This is a genomic window from Rhodococcus sp. B10, from assembly GCF_011770055.1.
Lineage (GTDB): Bacteria > Actinomycetota > Actinomycetes > Mycobacteriales > Mycobacteriaceae > Rhodococcoides > Rhodococcoides kyotonensis_B.
On sequence record NZ_JAAFYV010000017.1, the window covers coordinates 12,736 to 24,976 of the forward strand.

Consider the following 12,241-nt stretch of genomic DNA (forward strand, 5'->3'; position numbering starts at 1 on the left):
TCGGCGTCACTGCTGCTGTTCGGGATCCATCGACGGCGTGAGCGGTCCTGTCTCCGGCTGACGGGCGGACAGTTCGCCCAGATCGAGACCCTTCGTCAGACTCGGATCGGGCGCGAGAGACGTGTCGACCGGTGTCCGGGCGACGGCCTCGGCTGCCTTGACGGCTTCCGCCACGGCCGGGTCGGTCTTGGCCTCGAACCAGTCGGCGACCTCCGCCGAATCGTCCTCCGGCTTGGGCGCGACACCGCCGTCGGCACTGGGCTCGAAACGGAAGACTCCGTCCTCGCCCTGCGCGCCGAGGTTCTTCGCGAACCCCTTCAACGCATCCCCGAAGTCGCTGGGGATCATCCAGACCTTGTTCGCATCGCCCTGCGCCATCTGGGGAAGCGTCTGCATGTACTGGTACGCGAGCAGCTCGGGAGTCGGCTTGCCTGCCTTGATCGCGGCGAACACCTTCTCGATGGCCTTCGCCTGGCCCTGCGCCTGAAGGTATTTCGCGGCACGGTCACCCTGGGCGCGAAGGATGCGCGACTGGCGTTCGCCCTCGGCTGTCAGAATGGCAGCCTGCTTGGCGCCTTCGGCTGCGAGGATACGGCTCTGCTTGTCGCCCTCGGCGGTCTTGATGGCCGACTCTCGGTGGCCTTCGGCCGTCAGAATGGTCGCCCGCTTCTCTCGGTCGGCCTTCATCTGCTTCTCCATCGACTCCTGGATCGACGGCGGCGGATCGATGCTCTTCAGTTCGACGCGGGCGACGCGCAGGCCCCACCGACCCGTCGCTTCGTCGAGCACGCCGCGCAGCTGGCCGTTGATCGAATCGCGCGACGTCAGCGTCTCTTCCAGCGTCATACCACCGACGACGTTGCGCAACGTGGTCGTCGTGAGCTGCTCGACACCCACGATGTAGTTGTTGATCTCGTAGACCGCAGCCTGGGGATTGGTGACCTGGAAGTACACGACGGTGTCGATCGACACCGTCAGGTTGTCCTTCGTGATGACCGGCTGCGGAGGGAACGACACGACGCGCTCACGCAGATCGACCTTGGCCCTGATGCGATCGACGAACGGTACGAGGAACGTCAACTGACCGGACACCGTCTTCGAATAGCGCCCGAGCCGCTCGATGACCGCTGCGTCCGCTTGCGGAACGAGCGCAACGGATTTCGCGACCAGAACGACGACGAGCAGAACGATCACGCCGAGAACTATCAGTGCTGCCATGAAGCTACGGTCCCCTCCACACGACGGCGGTAGCGCCGTCTATTTCCATCACGGTCACGGTGGTGCCCGGTGCATACACCTCGGTCTCGTCGAGCGGACGAGCCGTCCACACTTCGCCGGCGAGCTTGATCTGTCCTTCGTGCGCCGAAACCTGTTCCAGCACAAGGGCACTCTTGCCGGTCAACGCGGCAGCGTTGGTCGGGAGAAGTGGCGGCTTCGCGAACTTGCGGAGCAGAATCGGCCTGACGCCGAGAACGAGGGCCAGCGACACGACGCCGAACACGAGCGCGTCGGCCCACACCGGAAAATCCGTCACGGCCGAAACCCCGGCGGTGGCCAGTGCGCCACCGGCGAGCATGAGCAGGAAGAAATCGCCCGTCAGTGCTTCGGCAGCCGCGAGTACCACTCCTGCGATGAGCCAGATGATCGCCGCCACACCGACCATACAACCACAAACCGGACATCCGGCGGCAGCGTCGCTGCGTACGGCGGTGTTCGGAAACGAACGCCGATCAGACCTCGGTGACGAAATCGACGAGACGCTCCACCGCGCCGATCAGCGGCGCCTCGAGATCGCGGAACGTCGACACCGACCCGTACACGTGTCGCCAACCGTCCTTGGGTGTCCCCCATCCGAGTTCGCGGCAGATACCGGTCTTCCAGTCCTCACCGCGAGGGATCTTCGGCCACGCGGCGATCCCGACCGCCTTCGGGCGCACCGCTTCCCACACGTCGATGTACGGATGGCCGGTGACGAGAACGTGCTCCCCGAGCGAGGTCGTCAGCCGAGACTCCTTCGAGCCCTCGACGAGGTGGTCGACCAGCACACCGACACGACGACCCGGCCCCGGCTGGAATTCGGCGAGCCGCTCCCCCAGATTGTCGAGTCCCTCCAAGTGTTCGACGACCACACCCTCGACCCGAAGATCGTGGCCCCACACACGTTCCACGAGGGCCGCGTCGTGCACTCCCTCGACCCAGATTCGGCTGGCACGCGCGGTACGAGCCCGCAGATTCTCCACCTTCGTCGAACCGGACGCCGATCGCGTCGATTCCTGCTTCTTCGGTGCCACCGCGCGCTCGAGCGTGACGCGTTTGCCGTCGATCATGAACGCCGCCTCGCGGAGCGCGAACAACCGCGTCGTGCGTGCCGCATCTTCCAGTCGGACGAAATCGCCGTCGTAGGTGCGCTCGAACCCGACGACCGCGCCGCAGAACCCGCTGGCTGCGTCCTCCACGACCAGTCCGCGCTCGGCCGGCACGCGAGGTGCGGGCACCTTTCGCATCCGGCTGTGCCCCGCAAGAATGTCTCCGCCGTACATGTCCACGGCGGATCACGGTATCGAAGGCCACCTCTGTGCGCCTGTCGCCACGCCGTCCTATGCTCGTGAGTCGTGAGTTCTCCCAGTGCAAGCCTCGCCGTGTGGGCCAGTTCGTGGCTGGCCGGAATCGGTGCGCCCGACGACGTGATCGACGCCATGACCGAATGGGCGCCGATGCATCTTCTCGTTGCAGGCGACGGCCCGTCCGCCGACGCCACCGGCTTGTCGTGGCCAAGTCCGCGCGCCGACGGCGTCGCGGGACTGCTCACCGTGATTCGACGTCACCTCCCCGCCGAGCGCACCGAACCCGGCATCGAGCTGTTGCTGCCGGGGCCCGGTGCCACGACCACCCATCTGCCGCCGGGAACGCCGTTCGCGCGCAGCGCCATCGGAGCGGAGCAGGCGGTCGTCGTCGGTGATCCCGGGGCCCGCGGTCTCGGCATCGTCCCCACGGTCGTGGGCCCCGACGTCCTGCGTTGGACGGTGTTCGTCATCGATGTCCCCGTGCACGCAGGCACCGATTTCACGTTGGGTGAAGCCGAGTACGCCATGCGTGAGGCCGTTCGCGGCGCAGCCGATGCGCTCGGGACGATGCAGTCACTGCCCACGCGATCCGAGCTCGGTGACCCGCGGGCCCGCATCGCGGCCGAGCTCGCCGAACTCTCTCGGCACCGCTACCCCGACGAGACACCGGAACGCGCGCTGCGCGTTCTCGAGTCCGCCGACCGTGTCGCAGCGATCCTGTCGGTGGCTCGCCATTCGTCGCCCACCGAGGAACCCACCGCGCACTCGGCGGCTGCGCGCGAGGACCTGATAAGACCGCTGTGGAACGCGGTTCGCTCCGCACGACTCGGCGCGATCTCCGCGAGTATCGCGTCGAGCGTTCCCCGACGCTGACGCCTGCGGGCGGTGTCGCCGCTGCCGTCAGGTCGCGGCCCCGGCACGAGTGGGACGTGCCGGTTGTTCGCAGCAGCGGAACGCGCAGCGAGACCCGTTGAGCGTCGATCCGTAGCGCGGAACCGTGCCCCGGCCACGTTCGTCGGCACCTGCGATGTGCTCGCGGACCAGCTCGACGACCATCTGCGCGAACCGTGCATCGGTACCCGGCGTCGCCGCCCGCGCGAACGCCATGTTCAGCTCGCGCGCTTTGTCCTTCGCCTCGGTGTCGAGATCCCACACCACTTCGAGGTGGTCGGAGACGAACCCGATCGGGCAGACGACGACGGCGTCGACGCCGTCACGCGACAACGATTCCAGATGATCGCAGATATCCGGTTCGAGCCACGGCACCTGCGGTGGACCCGAACGGGACTGCCACACGAGATCGAAGTCGTCGATGCCCGACGCGGCCGCCACGAGTCGCGACGCCTCGGCGACCTGCCTGCTGTACAGATGGCCACCGTCTTCCGGCGGACCTGCGTTCGCGTCGGCGGCGCTCGGAATGGAGTGCGCGGTGAACACGACCCGGGCGGTCTGCCGATGCTCTTCGGGAAGGGATTCCCGTGCCGCTGAGATGGCATCGGCGAACGCTGCGATCATCGCCGGATGGTCGTAGTACTGCCGAATCTTCACCAGGTCCGGGGCGCCGTCACCCGCGGCGTCACGGGCGCGCGCGACGTCCTCGTGATACTGCCTGCAGCCCGAGTAACCGCCCCACGCCGACGTCGGGAAGACGAGAGCACGCTCGACGCCGTCGGATGCCATCTGCGCGACGGTGTCCTCCACCATCGGATGCCAGTTCCGATTCCCGAAGTAGATCGGCAATTCGATTCCGGCCGCGGCCAACTCGGTCTCGATCGCCGCGATGATGTCGCGATTCAGAGCATTGATGGGAGACACTCCCCCGAAATGCATGTAGTGCTCGACGACCGCGTCGAGGCGCTCGGGGGGCACTCCGCGCCCGCGCGTGACGTTCTCCAGAAACGGTCGGACATGGGCTGGCTCTTCGGGGCCGCCGAACGAGAGAACGAGAAGAGCGTCGTAACCGGGGGACGTCGTCGTCATGGGCTCCATTGTGCGCCTGGCCCTCGTGTGACCGAACACGCACCGACCCCGAGTACGGGAAATGCGCGCCGCAGCGCGCATTTCCGGTAGTCGACGAGTGCTACATGCCTTCCGGCAGGTAGGTGTTGTGGCTGGCACCGCCGTCGACGTAGACGATGGAACCGGTCGTACCGGGGAGCCAATCGGACAGCAGCGCGACGACCGACTTGGCGACGACCGTCGGGTCGTCGTAGTTCCAGCCGATGGGCGAGGCGGCATCCCAGTACTCGTTGAGCTGGTTCATCTTCTTCGCGTCACCGGTTGCGGTGCCTGCGATGGCCTTCGCGGCGAGCGTGCGAATAGGGCCTGCCGCAACGAGATTCGAACGAATCTTCTTCGCCTCGCCGACCTCGCGAGCGACATAGCGGTTGACCGACTCGAGAGCGGCCTTCGCGACGCCCATCCAGTTGTAGTACGGCATCGCGGTGCGCGGATCGAAGTTCATGCCGACGATCGAACCGCCCTCGTTCATGACGGGCAGTGCTGCGCGAGCCAACGACGCGTAGCTCCACGCCGAGATCTCGAATGCCTTGGCGGCGTCGGGGCCTGGGCCGTCGAGGAACGGCTTGGCGTCCGGACCCATCAGCGTGCGCGGAGCGAACGCAATGGAGTGCAGAACGCCGTCGAGGCCCTCGGGTGCGACCTCACGGACGCGATCGGCCAGCGCCGCAAGGTGTTCCTCGTTGGTCGCATCGAGCTCGATGGCCGGCGGAACGGGCTGCGGCAGTCGCTGCGCGATGCGGTCGATCAGACGCAGCCGATCGAACCCGGTGATGATGACCTTGGCGCCCTGGTTCTGCGCCATGGCGGCAGCGTGGAACGCGATCGAGGCATCGGTGATGATGCCGGTGACGAGAATTGTCTTACCTTCGAGCAGTCCGCCCATGTGTCTTCCTTGTCGAAATCGGAAACGAATCGAGAAATGAAAAGCCGGATGACCGACGAGGGCTCAGTGGCCCATGCCCATGCCGCCGTCGACGGGGATGACCGCACCGGACACGTACGCCGAGTCGGGGCCCGCGAGGAAGCTGACGACGGCCGCCACGTCCTCGGGCTGGCCGAGACGCTGCAGCGGAATGAATTCCTTTGCCTTGCCGCGCAAGTCGTCGGGCAGGTCGGCGGTCATGTCGGTCTCGATGAATCCCGGCGAGACGACGTTCGCCGTGATCGAGCGCGAGCCGAGTTCACGCGTGATGGAACGAGCCATGCCGATGACACCGGCCTTGGACGCCGCGTAGTTGATCTGGCCCGGGCCACCGCCGAGCGCGACGACGGAACTCAGGAACACCATGCGGCCCCAGCGCGCACGCAGCATTGCGCGGTTGGCACGCTTGGCAACTCGGAACGCACCCGTCAGGTTCGCGTCGAGCACCCGCTCGAACTGCTCCTCGGTCATGCGCATCAGCAGCGTGTCGTCGGTGATTCCGGCGTTGGCGACGAGCACCTCGACGGGGCCCTGCTTCTCCTCGACCTCCTTGAACGCAGCGTCGACCGACTCGGAATCGGTGACGTCGCACTTCACGCCGAGAAGACCCTCGGGCGCTCCGGATCCGCGGTGCGTGACGGCGACCTTGTGACCGTCGGCGGCGAGCCGTTGTGCGATGGCGAGGCCGATGCCCCGGTTACCTCCGGTGACGAGTACCGATCGAGCGGTGAAGTCGGGTGTTGACATGTCTGCAACCTATCTGTTCGTGCGGAAATGGCAAAGCAGAGCTACTGGTGAGTAGTAACAGGGAATCACGGCAATCTTTGCCGCAGGACCAAAGCCGTGCCCAATCCTGTTGCGGTGAAAAGGACTCCGAGAATCAGCCACGGGCGACTCGCGTCGCCCCGCGTGATCTCGAACCCGATCTGCTCTTCGAGAGTGTCGTACACCGCACGCAGTTCCTCCAGCGACGACGCCGTGAAGAAACTTCCGCCCGACAGGTTCGCGATCTCTCGGAGCGACGGGTCGTCCACGGGAACAGGGACACGTTCGACACCGGAATCGTCCTCGATGTCGACGGTGCCGTAGCTCGTACCGAACGAGATGGTCGAGATCGGAACGTTCTTGTCCTTGGCCGCACGTGCGGCCGTGTAGCCGCCGCGGGGATCGTCCGGACTCTCGGGAACGGTCTGTTTGCCGTCGGACAACAGCACGATGCGTGCGGGCGGCGCCGCGTCACCGCCGCCCAGGACGGCACCGAGTGTGTCGATGGACTGCAGCGACGTGAAGATCGCCTCGCCTGTCGCGGTACGTTCGCTCAGCTGCAGCTTGTCGATGGCCGTCTTGGTCGCTTCGCGATTCGCCGTCGGCGAGACCAGCACCGACGCGGTGCCCGCGAACGCCACGAGACCGAGGTTGATGCCGGGCGTCAACCCGTCGGCGAACGACTTGCCTGCCTCCTGCGCGGCCGCCAGGCGCGACGGTTCGACGTCGGTGGCCTCCATCGACAGCGACACGTCGATGACGAGCATGACGGTCGCCCGGTTCCGCGGAACCTTCTGATCCGACGTGGGACCGGCGAGCGCAACCGTCAACAGCAGCAAGCCGACGAGGACCAGCGCGGTCGGAACATGCCGCCAATAGCCGGGACGCGTCGGCGCGACTTTCTCCAGCAGGTCCATGTTGGAGAAGCGCAACGTGTGCTTGTGCCGCGCGCGTTGCACGAGAACGTAACCGACGACGAGGCCGATCACGACGAGCAGGAACAGCAGCCACCACGGTGACGTGAAATCCGACAGACTCACCGGCGACCCACCCGAGCGTTGGTGACGGCACCCGCACCGAGCGTGTGACGCCGCGACGAGACGAAGCGGACGACGTCGGCGATCCAGTCGCCGTCGGTGCGGAGCGTCATCCGCGGTGCTCCGCAGCGACGCAACGCTCGTTCGACCTCGGACCGATGATTCGCTGCAGCCTCCGCGAAGTCCTCACGGAGACGCGGAGTCACGCTGAACTCGCGCGTGCGACCGGATTCGGGATCGTGCAACACCACATCTCCGATATCGGGTAGTTCGAGATCCCGCGGGTCCAGAACTTCGACGGCGAGCACATCGTGCCGAGCCGCGATGGCACGGAGCGAACGCTCCCAGTCGATCTCACCGAGGAAGTCACTGATGACGACAGCCATACCGCGCCGCCGCTGCGGCCGACGCAACGACTCGATCGCACCCCGCAGATCTCCGCGAACACCGTCCGCCGCGCTCGGCGTCGTCGCGATGGTTCGAAGCATCGACTGAAGGTGCACTCGGCCACCGCGCGCCGGAATACGCGTCGTGTTCTCTCCCGTCGCGACCACCGCGCCGATCCGGTTACCTCCACCGCTCGTCAGATGCGTGATCGCTGCCGCCGCGGCCACCGCGAGATCACGCTTCTCGCATCCCGTCGTGCCGAAGTCCAGGCTGGCCGACAGGTCGACGACCATCCATGTCTCGAGCTCTCGGTCCGCGACCGACTGCCGGACGTGTGGATGCGTCGTGCGAGCGGTGACGGACCAGTCCATCTGGCGTACGTCGTCGCCCGGCTGGTACTCGCGTGCGTCACCGGGCTCGGAGCCCGGCCCGGGAATCAACCCGAGGTGGTCTCCGTGCAGCACACCGTCGAGTCGACGACGCACCGTCAGCTCGAGAGTGCGGAGCGCCGCCGTCAGCGTCGGGTCCCGAAGCTCACCGCTGCGAAACGAGGGCGGACGCGCGTCGGACGACCGAGCGGCCGCGCCGGCTGCTGCCCCACTCACTGCTTCTGGCTACCCACGGCCGGAGAATTGCCAGCGGACTTGTCCAGGTTCGGCGCCGGTGCACCCTGCTGCCCGTTACCGGGGAACGGCGCCTGGCCCGGCTGTTGCGGTCCGTGCTGCTGCTGCGGTCCCTGCTGGTGCGGTCCGGGCTGCTGTGCGTGCGGCTGCTGCGGGGCGTGCGGGTGGGCAGGCGCCTGATGCGGCCCCTGCTGCTGCGTAACCGCTTGCTGCGAAACCTGTTGCTGCGGAACGGGAACGGCCTGCGGTGACACCTGAGGCAGACCCACCGTCTGCAGCACGCGCGTGATGACGTCCTCGGGTGTGACCTCGTCGGCGAGCGCGTCGTACGACAGCACGAGACGGTGACGCAGCACGTCGGGGATCACTTCGAGGACGTCCTGCGGGACGACGTAGTCGCGTCCACGGAGCAGCGCGAGCGCGCGGGACGCCGAGATGATGCCCAGCGTGGCACGTGGTGACGCGCCGTACGCGATCCAACTGGCGACGTCGTCGAGGCCCAGCTGTTCCGGGGTCCTGGTGGCGGCGATGACTCGGACGACGTAGTCGACGAGCGCATGATGCACGAACACCTGACTCGCGACGTTCTGCAGCCTGACCAGCTCGACGGGGTCGAGGATCTGCTTGGGTGTCGGCACTGCCGTTCCCATGCGGTAGACGATCTCGCGCTCTTCCTCGACCGACGGGTAGTCGACGACGATCTTGAACAGGAAGCGGTCGCGCTGCGCCTCGGGAAGCGGGTACACACCCTCGTTCTCGATCGGGTTCTGCGTCGCCATCACGAGGAACGGATCGGGCATCGGGAACGTCTTGCCGCCGATGGACACGTGCCGCTCGGCCATGACTTCGAGCAGCGCCGACTGCACCTTCGCGGGTGCGCGGTTGATCTCGTCGGCGAGGACGAAGTTCGCGACCACGGGGCCGAGTTCGGTGTCGAACTCCTCGCGGCCCTGCCGGTAGATGCGCGTACCGATCAGGTCGGTCGGTACGAGGTCGGGCGTGAACTGAACACGAGAGAACGATCCGCCGACCACTTTCGCGAAGGTCTCGACCGCGAGCGTCTTCGCCACGCCGGGAACGCCTTCGAGGAGAACGTGGCCACGGGCCAAAAGGCCGACCAGAATGCGCTCGACCAGCCGATCCTGGCCGACGATCACACGCTTGACCTCGTACACGGCCTTCTCGAGCGTCTGAACATCCTGGGCGAGAGCCGAGGTGTCCGTCCGGCTCGAACCGCCCCCGCTCGGCACACTGCCGTTCGGTTCGCTGCCGTCACGTGATGTCACCAAGAATTCACCGCTTTCATTCGCATCGTCTCTCGGGCACGTCGGTGTCCCCCGCCAACTATTCCAGGTGATTCTCTCGCGTGCCGGAAGGCCGAGGCCACCGGCGAACTACACCCGCTCAGGACACCATACGCACGGCGTACGGCGTCATGCCGTCGTATCGGACGGGTGAAACTTTGACGACGTCGCCCGATTGTGGCGCCTCGAGCATCTTGCCGTCGCCGAGATACAGCGCGACGTGCTGGCTCGCATTGGGACCGTAGAAGAGCATGTCGCCCCTCTTCATGTCCGAGGACGGCACCTGCTTGCCTGCCGTGTACTGGTAGCCGGTGTAATGCGGGAGCGAGATCCCGAGACCTGCGAACGCGTAGATCATGAGGCCGGAGCAGTCGAATCCGACCTTGTTGTAGTCGCCGTAGCTGTCGGCGACGCCACCGTCGCGGATGCCCTTGGTCGGGCCGTTCTCGTCGCCGCCGCCCCACGAGTACGGAACGCCGAGCTGCGACATACCGCGGTCGATCGCGAGCTCGATGGCGGCGCTTCCGGTGAGTGACGGGTTCGACTGGCCCGAACTGCGCGGCTTCTTCGGCGTCGGCGTCGCGGCGGTTCCCGAACTGCTGTCGCTGTCGCTGTCACCGATGCTGCTGGATTCGTCGTCGATGTCGGTGTGGGCTCGCTGGCCGGCGGCGGCAGCCGCGGCAGCTGCTGCCGCCGCCTGGTTCGCTGCGACCCTGGCGGCGGCCTGAACAGCAGCTTCTTTCGCGGCCGCGGCCGCGGCGACGATGGCGGCGTCTTCTGCAGCCTTCTGCTGCTCCCACGCCGAGTACGCCGCACGCTGACCTTGCAGACCGGCGACGTCGGACCGAGCCGCGTCGAGCTGCACCTGGGCAGCGTCACGCTGGCTCTCGATCGCGGCCTTCTGATCGGCCTGGGCCTGCAACGCGGCTCGGGCGACGGCGATCGCTTCTTCCGCTTCGGCCTTCTTGTTCTCGGCCTCGGCGGACGCGGCGTCGGCCTGCTGCTTGGATTCGCGTGCCGTCGACTCCTTGTTGGCTTCCTCGGCACGAGCACGCTGCAGACCGTCGAGCACCGCGTTCTGGCTGTTCGACAACACCCGCAACACCTGCGCGCGGTCGAGGATGTCGTCCGGGCCCGTCGAACCGAGGAACGACGCGACCGACGCGACTCCCGAGCCCTGCGTGTAGCTGGACCGAGCGAATTCGTCGAACTTCTGCTGCGCGGCTTGAATCTGGCCACCGGCGTCGGCGAGAGCCTGTTGCGCCGTCGCCACGACCTGCGCCGCCAGATCCGCCGCGTCGCGGGCGTTCTGGAGATCGACGAGCGCTTTGTTGACGTCCTCGCGCTTGATGGCGACGTCGTTGTCGAGCTGCGCCAACTGCTGGTTCGCGGCCGCAACCTGGTTGATCAGGTCACCGACCGCGCCGAGCGACGAGTCGACGCGCGAGCCGGCTGCGGCGAGGTCCGAATCGGACGGGTTGGGAGGTGGCGGTGGAACTGCGGCCGCGGTACCGGACACTGCGCCCATGAGCGCGACGACCAGGCCGGCCCCGACCAGTAGTCGAGCAGAACCCGAGAACGTCCTACGGCGAGTACTGCGGAATGCCCGTCGCCTCACAAATGTCTCCCTCGGTCCCGGCACTCGCGGCGTTCGATGAACGTCGTCGCCGGTCGAGCGGCCCGTCGCATCCACGTCGGATGCGTCTGCTCACTCGCCGAGCAGGAAGAAAGCACGCAGCAACACGACAGGTGCAGACCACGTCGGTCACACCCGAAGCATCGGTCGACCGTTTCCCCACGGATAGACCTCTGCCCTCTGCGACACTCCTTCCCCAGCAGTGCCAATGGCACCGTACGACACTTCGCCCACTAATGAAACTCCAGTCACAAAGAACACATTTGTAATTCGACCAGCGAAAACGCGCTGAACTCGGGTTATGCCGAAAACAGTTCTTCGGTCTTTTTCCGGGGATCGTGACCCCGATACGACGAACGCCCCGACCGCGTGGTCGGGGCGCTGTCGTGAACGGCTGCTACCGGTCGGCGGTCGGCCGATGCTCGACCGACGTGTGCCGACGAACCTTGGCGACCGCGGTGGCCGCGGCTGCACCGGCGACGACGACCACGATGGCGCCGGTCATGAGCGCCCACGGAGTCTGGTCCCCGGTCAGGGTGTCGACGAAGTTGTCCGCCGCCACGACGGGGTCACCGGTGTACGTGCGGTCCTGTCCGGCTTCCAGCACGACGCGCGAGACGGAATCGCTGAACGATCCGACCTGCCCCGGACTCAGCACGAGAACCGTGCCGCCGTCCTGCGCGCCCACGGCCGTCGCCAGATCTCGGAGTTGCGAATCGTGCGACGCGTTCTGTTCGACGACGACGATGCTCAGATCGATGCCGTTGTCCTCCGCGCGCTGGACCGCATCGAGCAAACCGTCTTCGACGGAAGCAGGTGCGCTCACTCCGGTTGCCTCGACCGCAGCCACGATCGAATCCACGTCGACACCCGGCGGGATGTCCGCGGCAAGGGGAACGAAGGCCGCGAGCGGAGCAATGGCGTGGATCGGTTCAGGCATCTCTCGTCCAGTCGGATCTAGGAAAGGAATGTCGGGGGCGG

12 protein-coding genes are annotated in these 12,241 nt (G+C 66.6%); 1 reads left to right on the forward strand and 11 read right to left on the reverse strand.

What is annotated here, in order from left to right:
* Positions 1-6 precede the first annotated feature (6 nt).
* The 3 genes from RhoFasB10_RS13045 to RhoFasB10_RS13055 form a co-directional block, all read right to left on the reverse strand.
* A complete protein-coding gene (locus RhoFasB10_RS13045; protein WP_114329513.1) occupies positions 7-1,218 on the reverse strand; it encodes an SPFH domain-containing protein in 1,212 nt (403 codons plus the stop codon).
* 4 nt (positions 1,219-1,222) lie between these two features.
* The gene (locus RhoFasB10_RS13050; RefSeq protein ID WP_167676712.1) at positions 1,223-1,654 is read right to left on the reverse strand and encodes an NfeD family protein; all 432 of its coding nucleotides are present in this window, start codon (positions 1,652-1,654) and stop codon (positions 1,223-1,225) included.
* Between the two features lie 76 nt (positions 1,655-1,730).
* On the reverse strand, positions 1,731-2,540 hold the full coding sequence (locus tag RhoFasB10_RS13055) for a DUF3097 domain-containing protein (protein WP_114329715.1): 810 nt from the start codon (positions 2,538-2,540) through the stop codon (positions 1,731-1,733).
* A 72-nt stretch (positions 2,541-2,612) separates the two neighbouring features.
* On the opposite strand from RhoFasB10_RS13055, the gene RhoFasB10_RS13060 reads away from it, so the two are divergent.
* Complete coding sequence (locus RhoFasB10_RS13060; RefSeq protein ID WP_346764390.1) at positions 2,613-3,437, forward strand: hypothetical protein; 825 nt, start codon at positions 2,613-2,615, stop codon at positions 3,435-3,437.
* A 27-nt stretch (positions 3,438-3,464) separates the two neighbouring features.
* On the opposite strand, the gene RhoFasB10_RS13065 is transcribed toward RhoFasB10_RS13060, so the two are convergent.
* The 8 genes from RhoFasB10_RS13065 to RhoFasB10_RS13100 all read right to left on the reverse strand — a co-directional run bounded on the left by RhoFasB10_RS13065 (position 3,465) and on the right by RhoFasB10_RS13100 (position 12,200).
* Positions 3,465-4,544, reverse strand: coding sequence for a ferrochelatase (locus tag RhoFasB10_RS13065; RefSeq protein ID WP_068425913.1), 1,080 nt, complete (start codon positions 4,542-4,544; stop codon positions 3,465-3,467).
* A gap of 100 nt (positions 4,545-4,644) precedes the next feature.
* Positions 4,645-5,469: an NADH-dependent enoyl-ACP reductase InhA gene (gene inhA, locus RhoFasB10_RS13070; protein WP_068424203.1), complete on the reverse strand. Its 825-nt coding sequence runs from the start codon at positions 5,467-5,469 to the stop codon at positions 4,645-4,647.
* A 63-nt stretch (positions 5,470-5,532) separates the two neighbouring features.
* On the reverse strand, positions 5,533-6,255 hold the full coding sequence (gene fabG1 / locus RhoFasB10_RS13075; RefSeq protein ID WP_068424205.1) for a 3-oxoacyl-ACP reductase FabG1: 723 nt from the start codon (positions 6,253-6,255) through the stop codon (positions 5,533-5,535).
* A gap of 65 nt (positions 6,256-6,320) precedes the next feature.
* Positions 6,321-7,313 carry a VWA domain-containing protein gene (locus RhoFasB10_RS13080; protein WP_167676714.1) on the reverse strand — a complete coding sequence of 331 codons (993 nt, stop codon included), beginning with the start codon at positions 7,311-7,313 and terminating at the stop codon, positions 6,321-6,323.
* Complete coding sequence (locus tag RhoFasB10_RS13085; protein WP_068424209.1) at positions 7,310-8,302, reverse strand: DUF58 domain-containing protein; 993 nt, start codon at positions 8,300-8,302, stop codon at positions 7,310-7,312. The genes RhoFasB10_RS13080 and RhoFasB10_RS13085 overlap by 4 nt, the downstream gene beginning before the upstream one ends.
* The gene (locus RhoFasB10_RS13090; protein ID WP_167676758.1) at positions 8,299-9,570 is read right to left on the reverse strand and encodes a MoxR family ATPase; all 1,272 of its coding nucleotides are present in this window, start codon (positions 9,568-9,570) and stop codon (positions 8,299-8,301) included. Before RhoFasB10_RS13090 ends, RhoFasB10_RS13085 begins: the two co-directional genes overlap by 4 nt.
* 154 nt (positions 9,571-9,724) lie before the next feature.
* Entirely contained in the window at positions 9,725-11,242 is a 1,518-nt protein-coding gene (locus RhoFasB10_RS13095) for an NlpC/P60 family protein (protein ID WP_068424213.1), read from the reverse strand.
* A gap of 415 nt (positions 11,243-11,657) precedes the next feature.
* Complete coding sequence (locus RhoFasB10_RS13100) at positions 11,658-12,200, reverse strand: DUF6676 family protein (protein ID WP_068424215.1); 543 nt, start codon at positions 12,198-12,200, stop codon at positions 11,658-11,660.
* Positions 12,201-12,241: the final 41 nt, after the last annotated feature.